General features: G+C 64.6%; 22 protein-coding genes. 16 read left to right on the top strand and 6 right to left on the bottom strand.

Annotated features, from left to right (window positions below):
* Positions 1 to 16 precede the first annotated feature (16 nt).
* Positions 17 to 946: a methionyl-tRNA formyltransferase gene (gene fmt / locus AB4099_RS23465; RefSeq protein ID WP_441479809.1), complete on the top strand. Its 930-nt coding sequence runs from the start codon at positions 17 to 19 to the stop codon at positions 944 to 946.
* A 56-nt stretch (positions 947 to 1002) separates the two neighbouring features.
* Positions 1003 to 1740, top strand: a complete 738-nt coding sequence (gene truA / locus AB4099_RS23460; protein WP_113514924.1) for a tRNA pseudouridine(38-40) synthase TruA — start codon at positions 1003 to 1005, stop codon at positions 1738 to 1740.
* 7 nt (positions 1741 to 1747) lie between these two features.
* Here the strand turns inward: truA and AB4099_RS23455 are convergent, their stop codons facing one another.
* The 3 genes from AB4099_RS23455 to AB4099_RS23445 form a co-directional block, all read right to left on the bottom strand.
* Positions 1748 to 2335, bottom strand: a complete 588-nt coding sequence (locus tag AB4099_RS23455; RefSeq protein ID WP_441479808.1) for a hypothetical protein — start codon at positions 2333 to 2335, stop codon at positions 1748 to 1750.
* A gap of 69 nt (positions 2336 to 2404) precedes the next feature.
* Positions 2405 to 3607: a succinyl-diaminopimelate desuccinylase gene (gene dapE, locus AB4099_RS23450; RefSeq protein WP_441479807.1), complete on the bottom strand. Its 1203-nt coding sequence runs from the start codon at positions 3605 to 3607 to the stop codon at positions 2405 to 2407.
* A complete protein-coding gene (locus AB4099_RS23445; protein ID WP_441479806.1) occupies positions 3604 to 4029 on the bottom strand; it encodes a DUF805 domain-containing protein in 426 nt (141 codons plus the stop codon). The genes dapE and AB4099_RS23445 overlap by 4 nt, the downstream gene beginning before the upstream one ends.
* Positions 4030 to 4216: 187 nt before the next feature.
* Between AB4099_RS23445 and AB4099_RS23440 the strand changes: the two genes are divergently transcribed.
* The 11 genes from AB4099_RS23440 (at position 4217) to AB4099_RS23390 (ending at position 13998) form a co-directional block, all read left to right on the top strand.
* Complete coding sequence (locus AB4099_RS23440) at positions 4217 to 4831, top strand: ribonuclease D (protein ID WP_113514933.1); 615 nt, start codon at positions 4217 to 4219, stop codon at positions 4829 to 4831.
* A 124-nt stretch (positions 4832 to 4955) separates the two neighbouring features.
* The gene (gene lptC / locus AB4099_RS23435) at positions 4956 to 5756 is read left to right on the top strand and encodes an LPS export ABC transporter periplasmic protein LptC (RefSeq protein WP_441479805.1); all 801 of its coding nucleotides are present in this window, start codon (positions 4956 to 4958) and stop codon (positions 5754 to 5756) included.
* Between the two features lie 40 nt (positions 5757 to 5796).
* The gene (locus tag AB4099_RS23430) at positions 5797 to 6552 is read left to right on the top strand and encodes an LptA/OstA family protein (protein ID WP_162768125.1); all 756 of its coding nucleotides are present in this window, start codon (positions 5797 to 5799) and stop codon (positions 6550 to 6552) included.
* Between the two features lie 75 nt (positions 6553 to 6627).
* Positions 6628 to 7509: an LPS export ABC transporter ATP-binding protein gene (lptB, locus tag AB4099_RS23425; RefSeq protein WP_441479936.1), complete on the top strand. Its 882-nt coding sequence runs from the start codon at positions 6628 to 6630 to the stop codon at positions 7507 to 7509.
* A 162-nt stretch (positions 7510 to 7671) separates the two neighbouring features.
* On the top strand, positions 7672 to 9201 hold the full coding sequence (gene rpoN / locus AB4099_RS23420; protein ID WP_441479804.1) for an RNA polymerase factor sigma-54: 1530 nt from the start codon (positions 7672 to 7674) through the stop codon (positions 9199 to 9201).
* A 166-nt stretch (positions 9202 to 9367) separates the two neighbouring features.
* A complete protein-coding gene (gene hpf / locus AB4099_RS23415) occupies positions 9368 to 9955 on the top strand; it encodes a ribosome hibernation-promoting factor, HPF/YfiA family (RefSeq protein ID WP_113514942.1) in 588 nt (195 codons plus the stop codon).
* 85 nt (positions 9956 to 10040) lie between these two features.
* Positions 10041 to 10502, top strand: coding sequence for a PTS IIA-like nitrogen regulatory protein PtsN (ptsN, locus tag AB4099_RS23410; protein ID WP_113515346.1), 462 nt, complete (start codon positions 10041 to 10043; stop codon positions 10500 to 10502).
* A gap of 113 nt (positions 10503 to 10615) precedes the next feature.
* Positions 10616 to 12232: a fumarate hydratase gene (locus tag AB4099_RS23405; RefSeq protein ID WP_441479803.1), complete on the top strand. Its 1617-nt coding sequence runs from the start codon at positions 10616 to 10618 to the stop codon at positions 12230 to 12232.
* The gene (locus AB4099_RS23400; RefSeq protein ID WP_113514946.1) at positions 12229 to 12567 is read left to right on the top strand and encodes a hypothetical protein; all 339 of its coding nucleotides are present in this window, start codon (positions 12229 to 12231) and stop codon (positions 12565 to 12567) included. Before AB4099_RS23405 ends, AB4099_RS23400 begins: the two co-directional genes overlap by 4 nt.
* 40 nt (positions 12568 to 12607) lie before the next feature.
* Positions 12608 to 13264 (top strand): MBL fold metallo-hydrolase, encoded by a 657-nt coding sequence (locus AB4099_RS23395; RefSeq protein ID WP_113514948.1) that lies wholly within the window; start codon positions 12608 to 12610, stop codon positions 13262 to 13264.
* A 122-nt stretch (positions 13265 to 13386) separates the two neighbouring features.
* A complete protein-coding gene (locus AB4099_RS23390; RefSeq protein ID WP_113514950.1) occupies positions 13387 to 13998 on the top strand; it encodes a LysE family translocator in 612 nt (203 codons plus the stop codon).
* A 184-nt stretch (positions 13999 to 14182) separates the two neighbouring features.
* On the opposite strand, the gene AB4099_RS23385 is transcribed toward AB4099_RS23390, so the two are convergent.
* The 3 genes from AB4099_RS23385 to efp all read right to left on the bottom strand — a co-directional run bounded on the left by AB4099_RS23385 (position 14183) and on the right by efp (position 15882).
* Positions 14183 to 14668 carry a GNAT family N-acetyltransferase gene (locus AB4099_RS23385; RefSeq protein ID WP_441479802.1) on the bottom strand — a complete coding sequence of 162 codons (486 nt, stop codon included), beginning with the start codon at positions 14666 to 14668 and terminating at the stop codon, positions 14183 to 14185.
* Positions 14669 to 14675: 7 nt separating this feature from the next.
* Positions 14676 to 15194 carry a DUF1993 domain-containing protein gene (locus tag AB4099_RS23380; protein ID WP_113514952.1) on the bottom strand — a complete coding sequence of 173 codons (519 nt, stop codon included), beginning with the start codon at positions 15192 to 15194 and terminating at the stop codon, positions 14676 to 14678.
* 94 nt (positions 15195 to 15288) lie between these two features.
* Positions 15289 to 15882, bottom strand: a complete 594-nt coding sequence (efp, locus tag AB4099_RS23375; protein WP_069877722.1) for an elongation factor P — start codon at positions 15880 to 15882, stop codon at positions 15289 to 15291.
* Between the two features lie 91 nt (positions 15883 to 15973).
* Here efp and epmA point away from each other — a divergent pair, with 91 nt between their 5' ends.
* From epmA to AB4099_RS23360, 3 genes are read left to right on the top strand one after another with little or no spacing between them, the layout of a single operon-like run.
* Positions 15974 to 17038, top strand: a complete 1065-nt coding sequence (gene epmA / locus AB4099_RS23370; protein ID WP_113515350.1) for an EF-P lysine aminoacylase EpmA — start codon at positions 15974 to 15976, stop codon at positions 17036 to 17038.
* Positions 17035 to 18087: a lysine-2,3-aminomutase-like protein gene (locus AB4099_RS23365; RefSeq protein ID WP_441479801.1), complete on the top strand. Its 1053-nt coding sequence runs from the start codon at positions 17035 to 17037 to the stop codon at positions 18085 to 18087. The genes epmA and AB4099_RS23365 overlap by 4 nt, the downstream gene beginning before the upstream one ends.
* Before the next feature lie 32 nt (positions 18088 to 18119).
* Positions 18120 to 18764, top strand: a complete 645-nt coding sequence (locus AB4099_RS23360; RefSeq protein WP_113514956.1) for a DsbA family oxidoreductase — start codon at positions 18120 to 18122, stop codon at positions 18762 to 18764.
* Positions 18765 to 18777 lie beyond the last annotated feature (13 nt).

Here is an 18777-nt window from a genome sequence, read left to right as displayed (position 1 = left end):
AAGCGGCGCTGTTCGCATGAGTTTGCGCGTCATCTTCATGGGCACGCCGGATTTCGCCGTGCCGACCCTGACCGAGATCATCGGCCAGGGCCACGAGGTTGTGAGTTGTTATACCCGCGCCCCGGCGCAGGCCGGTCGTGGTCTCGATCTGAAGCCGTCCCCGGTGCATCGCGCCGCCGAGCGCTTCGGCATTCCGGTGTTCACGCCGAAGACGCTGAAAACCGAGGACGCTGCCGAGGTGATCGCTTCGCACCAGGCGGATGTCGCGGTCGTCGTCGCCTATGGCATGATCCTGCCGCAGGCGATCCTTGATCTTCCGGAACTCGGCTGCCTCAACCTGCACGCGTCGCTTCTGCCGCGCTGGCGCGGCGCGGCCCCGATCCAGCGTGCAATCATGGCGGGCGATGCCGAGAGTGGCATCTGCGTCATGAGGATGGAGGCGGGGCTGGATACCGGCCCGGTCGGCATGGTCGAGAAGCTTGCGATCGGTCCGGATATGACGGCCGGCGAATTGCACGATCGGCTGGCTTCGCTGGGCGCCGACCTGATGGTGCGCGCTCTGGCTGCACTCGGGCGTGGCGGGCTGCAATTCACCCCGCAACCCGTCGAGGGGGTGACCTACGCTGCCAAGATCGCCAATGCCGAGGCGAAGCTGGACTGGGCGCGGCCAGCACAGCAGGTCCATGACCTCGTGCGCGGGCTCTCGCCCTTTCCAGGCGCCTTTGCCGAGGTTGATCTCGGAAAGGGGCCGGAGAGGCTCAAGATCCTGCGCACGGCGCTGGCTGGCGGCGCTGCCGAGCCGGGCACGCTGCTTGACGATGAGGGAACGATCGCCTGCGCCGAGGGCGCAATCAGGCTGCTTCAGGTGCAGCGCGCCGGTCGTGCGCCGATGAGCGGCAGCGAATTCCTGCGCGGGGCGCGCCTCCATCCAGGCCATCGGCTCTAGGGCGCTCGCGTGATGTCGCCCAAAGTCCGATTCCCAGTTTTCGGCATCATGCTCTGATGGCCCGCTACAAGCTCGTCATCGAGTATGATGGAACGCCGTTCTCGGGCTGGCAGCGTCAGCTCAACGGCCCGTCCGTTCAGCAGAGCGTCGAGGAAGCGGTCGAGGCCTTTTGCGGCCATGCCGTCCGCCTGCACTGCGCCGGGCGCACCGATGCCGGCGTCCATGCGACGCATCAGGTCGCCCATGTCGACCTGGACAAGGCATGGCGCACCGATGTCGTGCGCGACGCAAGCAATGCCCGCCTGAAGCATCTGCCGGTCGCGGTCCTGAGCGCCGAGGCCGTGTCCGACGAGTTCGATGCCCGCATCTCGGCCAGGCGCCGCTATTACATCTATCGCATGCTCGACCGGCGCGCACCGCCGGCGCTCGATCGGGACCGTCTCTGGCATGTCCCCTTCAGGCTCGATCATGAAGCGATGGACCGCGCTGCCAAGGCGCTCGTCGGCCACCACGATTTCACGACCTTTCGGGCCGCAGAATGCCAGGCGAACGGGCCTGTCCGGACGCTCGACCGGCTCGATGTCACGCGCGAGGGCTCGGAGATCGTGATCTACGCTCACGCCCGCTCCTTCCTGCATCATCAGGTCCGCTCGATGGTCGGTTGCCTGAAGATGGTGGGGGCAGGGCGGTGGCCCGAGAACAAGGTCGGCAAGGTACTCGCGGCGCGCGACCGCTCGCAATGCGCGGCCCTTGCTCCGTCCTGCGGCCTCTATCTCGCCGGCGTCGATTACTGAGCCGGGCTCAGAAACCGGCCAGGCCGAAGATGCGGATGATCGAATAGTCGGCAATCACGCTCGCCAGCAGGATTGACGGCGCGACATGGTCTTGCGCGCCGAAGGCGGCGCGCGCCACGCAGTAACGGAGTCGCAGCACGATCACTGCGAAGGCGATCGCCTGCAGCGTCGCGATGGCGGGGGGTGACCAGCCGATCGCAAAGACTGTGGCGGGGACTGCCATCAGGCTGGCCGAGACGATGCCGGACCAGTTCCAGGCGATGACGAAACTGGTCAGCCGCGGCGAATGGGCCAGGTTCGGGGCGAGGCCGACCAGCAGCGCAGGTACCGCGATGAGCGCCAGGCATTCGGCGCCGAGCACGCGGGCAATCAGAGCCGGTGAATCGAACATGTTCCCGGTATTGGCCAGCCCGGCAATCTGCCGTTCGGCAGCCAGGATCGCGACCAGCGCAGGCACGGTGAGTACGAGCGCGGCAAAGGAACGCCAGAACCCGTCGCGGCTGAGATCAAGTTCCTTCAGCGCCTCGGCGCCGTCTGTCATCAGGCGCCATGAGCCACGCAGCGAGCGCAGCACGTCATCGGCAGCAAGAGCCATGGCCGGGTACTCCGGATACGTGGCATTAGACTTTCGTCTAATGCAGTAAACGGTGTATCCCGCCTCGGGTCAAGCGCCTTGTTGCGTTGCAGCAAAATAGCTTTCGAGAAGGCGATGGGTGATCCGTTCCAGGCAGAGCAAATCGGAGACCGCGACGCGTTCGTCGACCTGATGCATCGTCTGGCCAACCACGCCGAACTCGACGACCGGGCAATAGCCCTTGATGAAACGGGCATCGGATGTGCCGCCCGTCGTCGAGAGAGCCGGGCGCTTGCCAGTCTCGGCTTCCACCGCATCGGCGACCAGGGCGACGAACGGCCCCGGCTCGGTCAGGAAGGCCACCGCATTTGTAGGCTGGACCTCAAGCTCGTAGCGCACCTGATTGCCCGCAGCCTCCCGTAGCCGCCGCTCGAGTTCGCCAGCGAGGCTCTCGGGCGTCCAGAGATCGTTGAAGCGGATGTTGAAGACAGCCTTTGCCTGCGCCGGAACGACATTCGTCGCGGGATTGCCGACATCCAGTGTCGTCACCTCGAGATTGCTCGGATCGAAATAGGCCGTACCGGTGTCGAGTGGCGTCGCATCGAGAGCGGCCAGCAGGCGCACCATGCCGCGGATCGGATTGTCGGCGAGATGGGGATAGCCGACATGGCCCTGCTTGCCGTGGACGATCAACTGGCCGGTCAGCGAGCCGCGCCGGCCGATCTTGATCATGTCGCTCATGGTCGCAGGGTTGGTAGGCTCGCCGAGCAGGCAATGGTCGAAGCGTTCGCCACGCGCCTTCGCCCAATCCAGCAGCTTGACGGTGCCGTTGACCGCAACCGATTCCTCGTCTCCCGTGACGAGAAAGGCGATCGAGCCCGGCGCATCCGGATAATCGCGGCGAAAGCGCAACGCAGCCGAGATCATCGAGGCGAGACCGCCCTTCATGTCGCAAGCGCCGCGTCCATGCAGGACACCATCTTCGACCACGCCGGAGAACGGGTCGCGCGACCACTGCGCGAGATCGCCGGGGGGAACGACATCGGTATGGCCGGCTATGACCAGAACGGGACCCTCAGTGCCGATCCGGGCATAGAGATTTTCGACATCCGGTGTGTCGGGCTCGCTGAATACGGGCCGATCGACCGAGCACCCGGCCGCGCTGAGAACGGTGTCGAGCAGAGCGAGTGCTCCCCCTTCAACCGGTGTCACGGATGGGCAACGCACCAGCGCCTGCGTCAGCGCGACGGGATCGAGCGGGTCGAAGGGGAGCGGGGGAGGGAGCGGCTTCATTCTGCCGGTTTAGCATCAGCCTGCGTCTCTGCAACGGGCACGGGCGCATTGCAGCCCGGCAGCAAACCGAGATCGATCAGCGCAACGAGCCAGAGCAGCAGGGAGAATGCGCCGAGTGTTTTGGCCGCTGCTGCTTCGAAATGGTCGGGGCCAAGTCCGGACAGGACGATCGCGATGACCAGTGTCGGCCCGTAATACCACGACCGTCCGCGGTCCCGGCCGCGCTTGGCCGCAAGCGCCGACCAGGGAAACAGGGCGAAGGTCCCTGCAAAGGCCGTGATCTCGGGCCCATGCACCCCGCCGAGGCGAACGCTGCCGATGTCGGCCAGGACGAGCGCGACAGCAACCAGGGTCGTCCCCGACCAGAAGGCGGCGCGTCCGATGCGGCCCTCGAAGCCGGTCAGGAGCGTGAGAAGCGGCAAGGGGCGGTTCCGTTTCGGAGACTGTCTCACGCCGGCTCTCAACCCTGAAGCACAGGGTGAAGAATGAGTTAACGCCACGGTCCGACAGCAATCCCGGCGCGCAGAAAAGGCTTGAACGCGGGCTCGCCGCCCGCTAGCTGCGGCAGGGGCCTTGTCCCGCGTGTTTTGGCCCAGTGAGGTTCTTGTCATGACCATCCGTCTGCATCGCGGTGATCTGCCGGATGATTTCCTGCCGGGGCCCGTCGTTGCGATCGACACCGAGACGCTTGGCCTCAACCCGCATCGCGACCGGCTCTGCGTGGTCCAGCTCTCACGTGGCGATGGCTCTGCCGACGTGGTCCAGATCCTTCGGGACGGTCCCGCGCCTGCGAACCTGATCAGGCTGCTGTCGGACCCTTCCGTGCTGAAGCTGTTTCATTTCGCGCGGTTCGATGTTGCCGTTCTGAAGAACGCCTTCGGCGTCAACACCGGCCCGGTCTACTGCACGAAGATCGCCTCGAAGCTGGTGCGGACTTATACCGACCGGCACGGCCTGAAGGACCTGGTCAGGGAGCTGCTCGGCGTCGACTTGTCGAAGCAGCAGCAATCCTCGGATTGGGGAGCCGATACGCTGTCGGAGGCACAGTTGGCCTATGCGGCCTCAGACGTGCTGCATCTCCATGCCCTGCGCGACAAGCTCGAGGCCATGCTTGCGCGCGAGGGCCGCTCGCATCTCGCCGAGGCCTGTTTCAACTTCCTTCCGTTCCGCGCGGAGCTCGATCTCGCCGGCTGGGCCGAGAACGACATCTTCGCTCACGCTTGACAAATTCTAAGTCTTCTTGCGTCAGTCTCCACGCGAACGAAGCGCGTAGGGGCCCGCAGGTCGTTCGCCGGCTGACACGAAAAAGCCGTTAGCGACTGCCATTGCGCGGGGCATGACTGTGGCGATGACAACGGGCGACTGGACCGCCCCCGAATCGAAACGTGCGAGTCGACGTCGCGCTGCCTTCAAGGCGGCGCAGCGGCACACCATACTTGTCCGCGTCCTCCGCCGCGCGATTCCCATCGGCGCGGTCGTGGCTGTGCTCGGCTTGATCGTGACGCCGTTCCTGCACCCGCTGTCTGGTGTCGGAGGTGTGTCGATCGGTTCCGTCGGCATTTCCGACGGTAAGGTCAAGATGGAGTCACCACGCCTCTCGGGCTATCGCAAGGACAACCGGCCCTATGAGGTGACGGCCCTCGAGGCGTTGCAGGATATTCGCAATCCGTCCGAGATCGAGCTGTCGACAATGACGGCCAGGATTCAGATGCAGCAGGAGGGCTGGGTCACGGTCAACGCCCGCACCGGCCTGTTCAACTCCCAGAAGGAGAAGCTGAAGCTGGTCGATGATGTGAAGGTCCGTACCGAGTCCGGCTATGATATGCGGATGCGCAGCGCCGATATCGATTTCAAGGCGGGGACCGTCGTATCGCGGGAGCCGGTCAAGGTTCTGCTTGGTTCGACCACCGTCGAAGGCGATACGCTGGACGTGAAGGACAATGGCGCGCTGATCGTTTTCGACGGCCGTGTCCGAGTCGTGATAGAGAATGCACCGGCTCGCGCCCTGGCCGGCCCGGAACGAGAAGGCAGCACGCCGGCTCCGGAACTGCTAGGGCCGGTCAAGGCGCCTGCCGCACCGAACCGGGAACCGGCAGCGGTCGAAGGTAGTTCTCCGGGCAATGCCCCTGCAACTGGGACGAGACAGTGATATGCGGTCCGCATTCGAACCTGCGTCAGTGAATCCTGCGATGTCTAAGGGCTGGCAGCCCGTATGGCTGCTTGCGGCGGCGCTGAGCCTTTCATGTGTCGCCGAGGCGGTCGCTCAGACCCCGCAGTCACGCTCCGATGCTTCCAAGGTTGCGCAGGCGACACCGCCTGCGGCTGGGAAGGCCAAGCCGGCCCGCGGCGGCGGCGCGAACTCGCCTCTTGGTGGCCTTGGTGGCGACAGCAAGGAGCCGATCAAGATCGATGCCGACAAGCTCGATGTGCTCGACAAGGAAAATCGCGCGGTCTTCACCGGCAATGTCGTGGCGGTTCAGGGTGAGACCACGGTGCGTTGCTCGGTCATGACAGTGTTCTACGAGGGGCGGGGCGCTGGGACGGTGCCAGGAGCGTCGCGCCCTGCGGCGCCGGCTCCAGCCGCAGCAGGTGGCGCGCCGCAATCGAATGACAGCAGCATCAAGCGCATCGAATGCGATGGTCCGGTGACCGTAGTCTCGAAGACGCAGGCTGCGACCTCGGACAAGGCGGTGTTCGATCGTGCCAACAACAAGGTCATCATGACCGGGAATGTCGCCCTGAATGACGGCCCGAACATCACCCGCGGCGAGAAGCTGGTCTATGACACGGAGACCGGCGTCGCCAATATCGAGAACAACAAGGGGCGCGTGCAGGGCTTCTTCGTTCCGAATTCCGGTGAGGCGGGCAAGGACGCGGGCAAGAACACTCCGCCCAAGCCCGGTGCCGCGGCCCCCGCTCGCCCGGCGAGCCCGCCGACCAACTAGCCGCTCCGGTCTGGCACATGCCGGGCCGACCGCCTTTCACATCAGCGAGCCCCGCTCTCAGTGACAGTCCATTCCATGCCGCAATCCGACAGTTCGACCTTGCCCGCTCAGGCTGCGGCACCCCGGAGCGAGCAAAGCCCCGGCATGTTCGGGCGCTTGCGCGGATTGTTTGGCGCAAGGGCCCGGGACAGCGAGGCCGAGCCCGAAACATCGTCTGCTGCATCGATCGGCGGACCGGGCATTCTCGCTGTCAGCGGCCTGCGCAAGAGCTATGGCGGCCGCACGGTGGTGAGCGAGGCGAGCCTTTACGTCCGGCAGGGCGAGGCGGTTGGCCTGCTCGGTCCAAACGGCGCGGGCAAGACCACGATCTTCTACATGGTCACCGGTCTGGTACCGGCCGATCTCGGGGTTATCTCGTTGGAAGGCAATGATATCACCGGCTTGCCGATGTATCAGCGCGCCCGTCTCGGAATTGGCTACCTGCCGCAGGAGGCCTCGATCTTTCGCGGCCTCAGCGTCGAAGACAACATCCGTGCGGTGCTCGAAGTCGTGGAGCCGAACCGCAAGAGCCGCGAGCGTCAGCTCGATACGCTTCTGGAAGAGTTCACGATCTCTCGCCTGCGCAAGGCTCCCTCCATTGCGTTGTCGGGCGGCGAGCGCCGGCGTTGCGAGATCGCCCGCGCCTTGGCCGGGCGCCCGTCCTTCATCCTGCTCGACGAGCCATTCGCCGGCATCGATCCGATTGCCGTCGGTGACATTCAGGCGCTGGTGCGCCAGCTGACCGATCGCGGCATTGGCGTGCTGATCACCGACCACAATGTTCGCGAGACGCTTGGTCTCGTCGATCGCGCCTATATCATCCATTCCGGCCGCGTGCTCACCGAGGGCTCGCCGGCCGAGATCATCGCCAATCCGGACGTCCGCCGTGTCTATCTCGGCGAGGATTTCAAGCTCTGATCCCGCCGGCTGCGCCGCCGCCATAATCTCGGCAGAATGCTGCACTGCATAAATTTCTCCGCACAAAGCGCGTGCAGAGGCTTTGACGCGCCCGCGTTGCGCGGCTAGGCTTCATTCCGAAGGCAAGAAACATGCCGGAGCGGATGAGGGGTCAAGAGCGCAATGGCGATGATGCCGCGCATGGAGCTGCGCCAGGGGCAATCCCTGGTGATGACGCCGCAGCTGCTGCAGGCGATCAAGCTCCTGCAACTCTCGCATCTCGAGCTTCAGAACTTTGTCGAGGGGGAGCTGGAGCGCAATCCGCTGCTGGAGCGCGACGATGCGGCTGAGCCTCCCATACAGCTCAATGGCGGCGACAGTGCCCTGGCGGCTGATCCCGAGAGTTTTGCGCGTGCCGAAAGCCTGAACACCCAGGACGGCATGGAAGGCCGGCTCGGCACGGGGCTCGACAATGTTTTCCAGGGTGAACAGCCGACAATCGCCCGCCTCGACACGAAGGGGGCCGACAGTCTGCCGATCACCGGTGGCGCCTATGGCGGCTCCGGTGGTTCGTTCGAAGACGGGTCGGAAGGTTTCGAGTCCAGCCTGACGGCGGAGTTGTCCCTGCGCGATCACCTCAGCGCGCAACTCGATCTTGCGATGACTGACCCCGCGGAGCGGCTGATCGGCAGCCATCTCATCGATGCGGTCGATGATTCCGGCTATCTCGGCGAGTCGGTGCCGGAGATCGCAGAGCGGCTCGCTGTGACGGCGGACAAGGTCGAGCATGTGCTTGGCATCATCCAGGGCTTCGACCCCTCCGGTGTTGGGGCGCGCGATGTCCGCGAATGCCTGTCGATCCAGCTGCGGGAGCGCGACCGCTTCGATCCAGCCATGCAGGCTCTGGTCGCCAATCTCCATCTTGTCGCCAAACGTGATTTCTCGGCGCTCAAGCGCATCTGCGGCGTTGACGATGAGGATATCGCCGACATGGTCGCAGAGATCCGCAGGCTTGACCCCAAGCCGGGGCGGGGGTTCGGCGGTTCAGCGGCTGAGACGGTCGTTCCGGATGTCTTCATCCGGCCGGCGCCGGATGGTTCCTGGCTGGTCGATCTCAATCCGGACACCCTGCCGCGCGTGCTGATCAACCAGACCTATCACGCCCGCGTCTCCCGGGCGGCGCGGAACGACCTGGACAAGGCCTTCATCGCCGAATGCCTGCAGACGGCGAACTGGTTGACGCGTAGCCTCGAGCAGCGCGCCCGCACCATCCTCAAGGTCGCAAGCGAGATCGTGCGCCAGCAGGATGGCTTCTTCGCGCATGGCGTCGAGCATCTGCGGCCGCTGAACCTGAAGACGGTCGCGGATGCCATCGGCATGCACGAATCGACAGTCTCGCGCGTCACCTCGAACAAATATCTGATCTGTTCGCGCGGTGTGTTCGAGATGAAATATTTCTTCTCGGCAGCGATCGCCGCGACCGGTTACGGCGAGGCGCATTCCGCGGAAGCCGTTCGCTTCCGCATCAAGCAGATGATCGACGACGAAGTCCCCGCCGAGGTGCTGTCCGACGATGCGATCGTCGCCCGGCTGAAGGAGGGCGGCATCGATATTGCCCGGCGCACCGTGGCGAAATACCGCGAGTCCCTGCGCATTCCGTCCTCTATGGAGCGTCGGCGCGAGAAGGTGGCGATGGCGCTGGGAGGGCGCTGAACCCGCTCGGCTTTTTCTCCGCCCGAGTGAGCCCGATCGGATGCCTTTCGCTGCCGTCGGCTGGCGGCGACTATTCCGCAGCGCTCATTGACAATGGCGACTCCCCGTCCTTACCTCAGTGAGATGATCGATCACTGATCATGGCGACAAGAAGGGGAAGCACTCCATGAGCTTGCGAATCTCCGGCAAGAATCTCGATGTCGGCGAGGCCCTGCGGGGCCAGGCCGAGGAGCGCGTGGCCGCCGCCCTCAGCAAGTATTACGAGGGCGGATATCAGGGCCATGTCACCGTCGACAAGGACGGTACCGCCTTCCGGACGGACGGGGTCTTGCATCTCTCCTCCGGCATCACACTCGAAGCTTCCGCTACGGCGCATGATCCGTATGCGAGTCTCGACAAGATGGCGGAGCGCATTGAGAAGCGGTTGCGTCGGTACAAGCGGCGGTTGAAGGATCGCTCATCCGCAATGAATGGTCGTGCCTCCGGGGTGGAAATCCCCAGCTATGTGATTGCGGCCCCTGACGATGAAATCGAGGAGGCTGAGGCCGTTTCTGGCGGTGACAACCCTGTTATCGTGGCGGAATCGACCAAATCCTTCCACGAATTGACCGTTAGTGATGCAGTCGCCGAGCTTGACCTCACTGGTGCGCCCGTCGTGATCTTCCGCCATGCTGGCAATGGGCGGATGAACGTCGTATACCGCCGCCGCGATGGCAACATCGGCTGGATTGACCCGCCGGCCTCGCTGTCTTGAGCCCCGGCAGGCGGTAGCCCCGGTTATCACTCCTGACCCGTGGCGCTGGGTGAGAACCCGGCACGGGACATGCATGGACTGGCGCATGACCCTCACTGATCTCCTGTCGCCCGCAGCTGTGGTCTCCCCGCTGCGGGCCAATGGCAAGAAGCAGGCACTGCTGGAACTGTCTCAGCACGCCTCCGTGCTCACAGGGTTGCCTGAGCGCGAGCTTTTCGAAGCCCTGCTGCAGCGAGAACGCCTTGGCTCGACCGGGATTGGCGACGGCATCGCGATCCCCCACGGGCGCATGCCGGGAATCGACCGGCTCGTCGGGCTGTTCGCCCGCGCCGAGAAGCCGATCGATTTCGAGGCGCTGGACGGCCAGCCCGTCGATATCATTTTCGTGCTGATCGCGCCGGAAGGGGCGGGAGCTGATCATCTGAAGGCGCTTGCCCGCGTTGCGCGCGTCCTGCGCAATCAGGCTGTGCTGGAGCAGGTGCGGCGTGCCCATGACCCTGCCGCCATCTATGCCATCCTGGCGGAGACCGCCGCGAAGGCAGCCTGAACTGGAACGGTTCAAGCCTGGGCTTGGACTGGAGGGCGCAAGCCGCTATGACGCCGGCATGACCGGCGTCGCATGCTGTAGCCGCGGCGCACCCTGTTTCGGAGCCAGTTCTCATGGCCTACACGCATGTCGATCTCTTCCCTCTTGGCGAGGACAAGACCCCCTATCGCAAGCTCGGCGATGCGGGCGTCACAGTCGAGAAGATTGGTGACCGCGAGGTCCTGAGCGTTTCGCGCGAGGCGATCCGCCAACTCAGCGAACAGGCCTTCATCGACATCAACCATCTGCTGCGTCCGGGTCATCTGGCCCAGCTCGCCAAGATCCTCGACGATCCCGAGGCGACCTCGAATGACAAGTTCGTTGCCTACGACCTCTTGAAGAACGCCAATATCGCCGCTGGCGGCGTGCTGCCGATGTGCCAGGACACCGGCACCGCGATCATCATGGGCAAACGCGGCCGCAAGGTCTGGACTGATGGCGATGATGAGTCGGCGCTGGGCGAGGGCGTGGCCGATGCCTATTTCAAGCGCAATCTGCGCTACTCCCAGGTCGCAGCCCTCTCCATGTTCGAAGAGAAGAACACGGCGACCAACCTGCCGGCGCAGATCGATATCTATGCCGAGGGAGAGGATGCCTACAAATTCCTCTTCGTGGCCAAGGGCGGCGGCTCGGCCAACAAGACCTTCCTGTTCCAGGCGACGCCCTCGCTCCTGACCAAGGACCGCATGCTCGCGTTCCTGAAGGAGAAGATCCTGACGCTGGGCACTGCTGCCTGCCCGCCTTACCATCTCGCCATCGTCATTGGCGGCACCTCGGCCGAGCAGAATCTCAAGACGGTCAAACTCGCCTCGACCAAATATCTCGACGAACTGCCGACCATGGGCTCACCCTCCGGTCACGCTTTTCGCGATCTCGAAATGGAAGAGGAGATCCACAAGCTGACGCAGTCGCTCGGTGTCGGCGCGCAGTTCGGCGGCAAGTATTTCTGCCATGACGTGCGCGTCATCCGCCTGCCCCGTCATGGCGCCTCGCTGCCGATCGGCCTTGGCGTGTCCTGCTCGGCCGATCGCCAGGCCAAGGGCAAGATCACCCGGGACGGCATTTTCCTCGAGGCTCTCGAGACCAACCCCGCCAAGTATCTGCCGGAGGTCGAAGACGCGTCGCTCGGTGGCGATGTCGTCAAGGTCGATCTCAACCGGCCGATGAGCGAGGTCCTCGCGACCCTCAGCAAATACCCGGTCAAGACCCGGCTTTCGCTGACCGGCACCATCGTCGTCGCCCGCGATTCGGCCCATGCCAAGATTCGCGAGCGACTCGAGAACGGTCAGGGCATGCCCGATTATTTCAAGAACCACCCGGTCTATTACGCCGGTCCGGCCAAGACGCCCGAAGGTTTCGCCTCCGGTTCCTTCGGCCCGACGACGGCTGGGCGCATGGACTCCTTCGTCGATCAGTTCCAGTCCTTCGGCGGCTCCATGGTCATGCTCGCCAAGGGCAACCGCTCCTCGGCGGTGCGCGAGGCCTGCGCCCGGCATGGCGGCTTCTATCTCGGCTCGATCGGCGGCCCGGCGGCGCGTCTCGCGCAGGACTGCATCCGCAAGGTCGAGATCCTGGAGTATCCGGAGCTCGGCATGGAGGCGGTCTGGCGCATCGAGGTCGAGGATTTCCCCGCCTTCATCGTCATCGACGACAAGGGCAACGACTTCTTCAAGGAGCTGAATCTCGGATGATCCGGCTTTCGACTGGCCTTGCCCTGATCCTTGTTCTCGCGGCGCCTCCCGCCCTGGCGCAGGGGAGGGCCGGCGCTCCGGCGGACTGCCAGCGGGATCTCTTCCAGAACGAGGCCGGCATGCGCCGTGAGCTCACCCGCCTCCAATCCGCCGGTACCGCAGACCAGGCCACGCAATGCCGCGTCTGGCGCGAGCATGTCACATACCTGCAGGGCGCACGCTCCGTCTTCGCGACCTGCCAGGCTGGACGGCAGCGCGAGGAGAATGTCGCGCAGATGGACACCTCCATCTCCGAATACCGGGTGCTTCTCGCCAATCGCTGCAAGGCTCGCTGAGCAGGCGCCGTCCCCCCCCTTACGGAAAGGCAAAGATCGCATGACCGAGCAGGCTCCCGCTCCCCTGAATATCGCCGTCGTGCCGGTGACGCCGTTCCAGCAGAATTGCTCGATCATCTGGTGCACCCGCACTAAGGAAGCCGCTGTGGTTGATCCCGGTGGCGATGTCGACCGCATTCAGGACGCGGTGAAGGAACTCGGCGTCAAGCCGGTCGCGATCTGGCTGACCCACGGCCATATCGACCATGCCGGCGGGGCGGCCGACCTTGCCGATGCGCTCGCTATACCGGTGATTGGTCCGCACGAGGCCGACAAGTTCCTGCTCGACGACCTGCCGGCTTCGGGGCTGCGCTTCGAGATGCGCGGCATCCGCCCGGTCACGCCGACACGCTGGCTTGTCGAGGGCGAAACGGTGTCGATCGGCGATGTCGCCTTTTCGGTGCAGCATGTGCCCGGCCATACGCCCGGCCATGTCACCTTCTTCCAGAAGGACGCGCATTTCCTGCTTGCGGGCGATACGGTGTTCGCAGGCTCGGTGGGGCGCACCGATTTTCCCTATGGCAGCCATGAGACGCTGATTGCCGGCATCAAGGCCAAGCTCCTGCCGTTGGGCGACGACGTCCAGTTCCTGCCGGGGCACGGGCCGGCGAGCACGCTCGGTGAGGAGCGGCAGAACAACCCATTCCTGCAGGATTGAAGGCAGTTGAAGGCACGGGCGCTCCGCGTCCGGTGCTCGTACAGGTTGTGGAAGGCGCGCCCGGCGGCGATTGACGTAAGGGCGTAGCTCTCTAGTTTGGCGGCACAGCACGGAGCGCCGCCATGAGCCTCGAATTCCTGATCACCTCTCTCATCATCGTTGCCTCGCCGGGCACGGGCATGATCTACACCGTGGCAGCGGGCCTCTCGCGAGGTGCGCGCGCAAGCGTCGTCGCGGCCTTCGGGTGTACGCTCGGCATCGTGCCCCACATGCTCGCGGCGATCATGGGACTGGCGGCGCTTCTGCACACGAGCGCACTCGCCTTCCAGATCTTCAAATATCTCGGCGTGGCCTACCTTCTCTACATGGCCTGGAGCACGCTCCAGGAGCGCGGGGCGCTGCAGGTCGAGCAGAAGGTCGACACCCGATCTGCACTGCGCGTGTCGATCGATGCTGTTCTGGTCAATCTGCTCAATCCCAAGCTTTCGATCTTCTTCTTCGCATTCCTCCCGCAATTCGTCAGCGCGGATGCGACCAATCCCATGCCGCAAATGCTCGGGCTGAGCGGCGTGTTCATGCTGCTCACCTTCGTGGTTTTCGTGGTCTATGGGTTGTTCGCAGCGTCTGTCCGCAGCCACGTCATCTCGCGCCCGCAGGTGATGACCTGGATGCGGCGCATCTTTGCCGGCGCCTTCGTTGCGCTCGGTGCAAAACTTGCCGTGGCGGATCGCTGAAACCTGCGTCCCGGGGCCATGTTGGGCCCCGGAAACGCTAACGGCCATGTCCAGAACGGGCGCGCGTACATCCGGCGTCACACGTTCGGCTCATGGCCGTCTTCAACGGAGATGGAGGACAGTGGAACGCCCTCGACATCGCCGTGATCCTCAAATGGGGAGGGGCCCAGCCGATTTCAAGGGCTTACGAAGCGCTCGGCCGCCATTCGTAGAGAATGTCCGGCTCGCCTTCGACATTTCTGCTGCCATCGTTCATGTCGACGATCCTGAAACCGTGCTTCTCGTAGAAGGCGCGGGCGCGCGTATTGCGCTGGAAGCAGAAGAGATGAAGCCGCTGTGGGCTGCGCTCCTTGGCCTTGGCGAGGAGTTGCGAGCCTAAGCCCTGCCGATAATGCCCGGGCTTCAGATAGAGTTGATCGAGATCGTCGCCGTCGAACGCCATGAAGCCGAGGACCTCGTTGCCCAACCGGGCAACCCAGTTCTCGCCGCGCGCCAAACGATCATGGATGATCCAGTCGCGTACCGCCTCATCGCTATGGACCCGGCGCAGCCAGGGCAGTGCATCGGCGCGGGCCGCGACGTAGAGATCGGCGATGGCGGCGGCGTCCGCCGCCATCGCGCGCTCGATCGTGACCTGGTCGCCCGATGTCATCGAGACAGCCGCGGCCATGCAGGCGTCACGCCTCGAAGACGTCGGCGAGGAAGTCGCGCTTGCCGATGTCAAAGCCGTTCTCGCGCAGGATCGCGTAGGCGGTGGTGGCGTGGAAGTAGAAATTGGGCACGGCAAAGCGGGTCAGATAGGCCTCGGCCGTCATCGTCACCGTCTGCTGCGGGCCACGCGGGAAGGTAACATCCTTGCCGATGCCGCGTTCGAGCGCGGCATCGTCGATGCTCTGCACGAAGGCGAGCGTCTTGGCGATCCGCTCCTTCAACTCCGGGAATGTCTTCTCCTCGTCCGGGAATTTCGGGTTCTCGCCGGCGCTCACGCGCGCCGCGGCATTCTTGGCGAAATCGCAGGTGAGCTGGACCTGTCGGGTGAAAGGCAGCATGTCCGGCGCCAGGCGGCTGTTGAGCAGGACCTCGGGCTGGATCTTGCGGGCTTCCGCCTGCGCCACAGCCTTGTCGAGAATGGCGTCCAGCGCCTTCAGGGTCTGGATAATGCCCGCAAAGGCGGCGGCATGAACGGAAATCGGCATGATGCAGGATCCCTCAAAAACGAAACGGGCCCGGAAGGGCCCGTTCCACTATCGATAATACCGCTGGCCTGCCGATGACAGGGGCCAGGCTGCATCAGTCCTTGGCGCGCTCGACATAGGAGCCGTCGGCCGTCATCACGACGATGCGGGTGCCGGGTCCGATATGCGGCGGCACGGCGGTGCGCACGCCGTTGGTCAGGATCGCGGGCTTGTAGGAGGACGAGGCGGTCTGACCCTTGGTCACTGGCTCGGTCTCCGCAACCTCGACGGTGACGCGCTGCGGCAGCTCGATTGCGACAGCCTTGTCCTCGAAGACCGAGAGCGAGACCTTCATGCCTTCCTGCAGATAAGGCGCCGTGTCGCCGACGACGGCGTTGTCGACATGGATCTGGTCGAAGGTCTCGGGGTTCATGAAGACGTACTGTTCGCCATCCTGGTAGAGATAGGTGAAGTCCCGGTCTTCGACATAAGCGCGCTCGACCTGCTCGGTGGTCTTGTAGCGCTGCGTCATCTTCACGCCGTCGGAGATGCGGCGCATGTCGATCTGCGTCGTCGGGGTGCCCTTGCCGGGAAAGAAGCTCTCAGCCGAGATGACGGAGCAGAGATGCCCGTCGAGTTCGAGAACGTTGCCCTTGCGAACGGAGCTGGCGATGACCTTGACCACGTGAGTTTCCTTGCTGGTGCGCATCGAGCGCGCGCGCTATGCGGATTTCGTCGCCGCGGAACTACCGCATTCGCGGGCGAAACGGAAGCTTGCAGAGATTCTTAACCGAGGTTCGATGGTCGAGGGACATCCGCCCTGGTGGCGGCGGGACATTCATGCCGACCGCCGGCCCGCATTGCTGGCGCGCGGACGCATCAAGGCAGCGCTGAGGCGCTGGTTCGAGGCGCGCGACTTCATCGAGGTCGAGGCGGCGATCCTGCAGGTTTCGCCGGGTAACGAGACGCATCTGCACGGCTTCGCGACCGCGCTGATCGACGATGCCGAGGGCGTGCATCCCTATTACCTGCACACCTCCCCGGAATTCGCGGCCAAGAAACTGCTGGCGGCCGGCGAAAGCCGCATCTTCGATTTCGCCCGGGTGTTCCGCAATCGTGAGCGCACGGCGCTGCACCATCCCGAATTCACCATGCTGGAATGGTACCGTGCCGGCGAGGATTACGATGCTCTGATGGCCGATGCCGCGGCCCTGCTGGCCGAGGCGGCCCGCACCACCGGCGCAAGTCAGCTGCACTGGCGGGGGCTGGCCGCCGATCCTTTCGCGGAACCCGAGCGCCTGACTCTGCATGAGGCCTTTGTGCGGCATGCCGGCATCGACCTGCTCGCGACCATCGCGGACAATGGGGCGACCGATCGAGAGGCTCTTGCCGCGGCTGCGCTGGCCGCCAATATCCGGCTTGCTGGGGACGACAGCTGGTCTGACATTTTCAGCCGGGTTCTCTCGGAGAAGATCGAGCCGCATCTTGGTCGCGGTTGCGCCACCATCCTTTGCGAATACCCGATCTCGGAGGCGGCCCTGGCACGGCCGAAGCCGGGCGATCCGCGTGTGGCCGAGCGTTTCGAGCTCTATGCCTGTGGCGTCGAGCTCGCGAATGCCTTTGGCGAACTGACGGACCCGGCCGAGCAGCGGCGGCGGTTCGAGGCGGATATGGACGAGAAGCAGCGCATCTATGGCGAACGCTACCCTCTCGACGAGGATTTCCTCGCCGCGCTGGATGCGATGCCTCCGGCCTCCGGCATCGCGCTCGGCTTCGATCGGCTGGTGATGCTCTGCACCGGTGCGCGCCGGATCGAGGACGTGCTCTGGACGCCGGTGGCCGAACCGGGCAGGACACGCCGATGACAGCCCATACCCCTCTTCGCGGCATCGACGCACTCGTGGCGCAGGGGCTTGTCGTGCCGGGGCGGCGTGAAGCGCTGGAGGCGGTTGCCGAGCGCTATGCCGTCTCTGTCACGCCTGCGATCGCGGCATTGATCGACCCGTCCGATGCGGCCGATCCGATCGCCCGCCAGTTCATCCCCGATACGGCGGAACTGCTGACCTTGCCGCAGGAAATGGCGGACCCGATCGGGGACGAGGCGCATTCGCCTGTCGAGGGGGTGGTTCATCGCTATCCTGACCGCGCGCTGCTGAAGCTCGTCCATGCCTGCCCGGTCTATTGCCGCTTCTGCTTCCGGCGCGAGATGGTAGGCCCCGGTGGAGCCTCTCTTGCCGGCGAGAAGCTCGACGCGGCGCTGGCCTATCTCGCCTCGCGCCCGGAGATCTGGGAAGTCATCATGACGGGTGGCGATCCGTTCATCCTGTCCGCGCGCCGCGTGCGCGATGTCGCGAAGCGGCTGGCGGCGATCCCGCATATCAAGGTGACGCGCTGGCACACGCGCGTCCCGGTGGTCGATCCCGAGCGGGTCACAGCCGATTACGCCCGGGCCCTGCGCGTGCCGGGCAAGGCGAGCTACATTGCCATTCATGCCAATCATCCCCGCGAGTTCACGCCGGCGGCGCGTGCCGCGATCGCGCGCCTCGCCGATGCCGGCCATGTCCTGCTCAGCCAGAGCGTGCTGCTCAGGGGCGTCAACGCCGATATCGAGACCCTGGCTGCGCTCATGCGTGCCTTCGTCGAGAACCGGGTGAAGCCCTATTACCTGCACCATCCGGATCTTGCGCCGGGCACCTCACATTTCCGGCTGTCTCTGGCGGAGGGACAGGCGCTCGTCAAAAGCCTGCGAGGCCATCTTTCGGGCCTGTGCCAGCCGACCTATATCCTCGATATCCCCGGAGGGGCCGGCAAGATACCGATCGGTCCATCCTTCCTTTCGGGCTGCGAGATGCCGGGCGCCGAGGCGCAGGCTGAAGACCGTTTCGGTACGCAGCATTCCTACCCGCCAGCTTGAGTACCAGCGCGGCGCATCGCCAAGGAGCGATCATGCAAGAGAAAATGCCCATCGCCATCGTGTCGGATGTGGTCTGCCCGTGGTGTTTCATCGGCAAGGCGCGGCTCGAGACGGCGCTGTCCAATCACGGCCTGACCGACCGCGTCGCCATCACCTGGCTGCCCTATGAGCTCAATCCCGAGATGCCTGCGGAAGGTGCGGACCGAGCGAGCTATCTCGATGCCAAGTTCGGGCCCGGCAAGCGCAAGGAGATCGAGATCAGGCTCTCGGAAGCGGCGCTCGAAAGTGGCGTGACGTTCAACTGGCCGAAGGTCACACGTACGCCCAATACCCGCATGGCCCATATGCTGATCGCTGCCGCGTCCACCGTGCAGCGCGGCAGCGAGATGAAGGCAGCCCTGTTCAAGGCCTATTTCCAGGACGGGCGTGATATCGGCGATCTGGAGACGCTGGTGGCGATCGCGACCGAACTCGGGTTCGAGGAAAACGCGGCCCGCGACGAACTCACCAATGATGAATTGCGTGAGACGATCATCGGCCTCGAGGCCCACGCCCAGAAGGTCGGGGTTACCGGCGTGCCCTTCTTTATCGTCGACGGCAAGCTCGCGGTTTCGGGCGCGCAGACGCCGGATGTCTGGACCAAGGTTTTCGCCCAGCTCGCGCGCGAGACGGCGTGAGCGAGAATATCTC

Source organism: Allobosea sp. 2KB_26, assembly GCF_052115715.1.
Taxonomy (GTDB): domain Bacteria; phylum Pseudomonadota; class Alphaproteobacteria; order Rhizobiales; family Beijerinckiaceae; genus Allobosea.
The sequence above is the reverse complement of the archived record's forward strand: the minus strand, read 5'-3'. Positions and strand labels throughout refer to the sequence as shown.

Coding starts and splice junctions, on each gene's coding strand:
- fmt (WP_441479809.1), top strand. CDS start 17: ATGAGTTTGCGCGTCATCTTCATGGGCACGCCGGATTTCGCCGTGCCG.
- truA (WP_113514924.1), top strand. CDS start 1,003: ATGGCCCGCTACAAGCTCGTCATCGAGTATGATGGAACGCCGTTCTCG.
- AB4099_RS23455 (WP_441479808.1), bottom strand. CDS start 2,335: ATGGCTCTTGCTGCCGATGACGTGCTGCGCTCGCTGCGTGGCTCATGG.
- dapE (WP_441479807.1), bottom strand. CDS start 3,607: ATGAAGCCGCTCCCTCCCCCGCTCCCCTTCGACCCGCTCGATCCCGTC.
- AB4099_RS23440 (WP_113514933.1), top strand. CDS start 4,217: ATGACCATCCGTCTGCATCGCGGTGATCTGCCGGATGATTTCCTGCCG.
- lptC (WP_441479805.1), top strand. CDS start 4,956: ATGACAACGGGCGACTGGACCGCCCCCGAATCGAAACGTGCGAGTCGA.
- AB4099_RS23430 (WP_162768125.1), top strand. CDS start 5,797: ATGTCTAAGGGCTGGCAGCCCGTATGGCTGCTTGCGGCGGCGCTGAGC.
- lptB (WP_441479936.1), top strand. CDS start 6,628: ATGCCGCAATCCGACAGTTCGACCTTGCCCGCTCAGGCTGCGGCACCC.
- rpoN (WP_441479804.1), top strand. CDS start 7,672: ATGGCGATGATGCCGCGCATGGAGCTGCGCCAGGGGCAATCCCTGGTG.
- hpf (WP_113514942.1), top strand. CDS start 9,368: ATGAGCTTGCGAATCTCCGGCAAGAATCTCGATGTCGGCGAGGCCCTG.
- ptsN (WP_113515346.1), top strand. CDS start 10,041: ATGACCCTCACTGATCTCCTGTCGCCCGCAGCTGTGGTCTCCCCGCTG.
- AB4099_RS23405 (WP_441479803.1), top strand. CDS start 10,616: ATGGCCTACACGCATGTCGATCTCTTCCCTCTTGGCGAGGACAAGACC.
- AB4099_RS23400 (WP_113514946.1), top strand. CDS start 12,229: ATGATCCGGCTTTCGACTGGCCTTGCCCTGATCCTTGTTCTCGCGGCG.
- AB4099_RS23395 (WP_113514948.1), top strand. CDS start 12,608: ATGACCGAGCAGGCTCCCGCTCCCCTGAATATCGCCGTCGTGCCGGTG.
- AB4099_RS23390 (WP_113514950.1), top strand. CDS start 13,387: ATGAGCCTCGAATTCCTGATCACCTCTCTCATCATCGTTGCCTCGCCG.
- AB4099_RS23385 (WP_441479802.1), bottom strand. CDS start 14,668: ATGGCCGCGGCTGTCTCGATGACATCGGGCGACCAGGTCACGATCGAG.
- AB4099_RS23380 (WP_113514952.1), bottom strand. CDS start 15,194: ATGCCGATTTCCGTTCATGCCGCCGCCTTTGCGGGCATTATCCAGACC.
- efp (WP_069877722.1), bottom strand. CDS start 15,882: ATGCGCACCAGCAAGGAAACTCACGTGGTCAAGGTCATCGCCAGCTCC.
- epmA (WP_113515350.1), top strand. CDS start 15,974: ATGGTCGAGGGACATCCGCCCTGGTGGCGGCGGGACATTCATGCCGAC.
- AB4099_RS23365 (WP_441479801.1), top strand. CDS start 17,035: ATGACAGCCCATACCCCTCTTCGCGGCATCGACGCACTCGTGGCGCAG.
- AB4099_RS23360 (WP_113514956.1), top strand. CDS start 18,120: ATGCAAGAGAAAATGCCCATCGCCATCGTGTCGGATGTGGTCTGCCCG.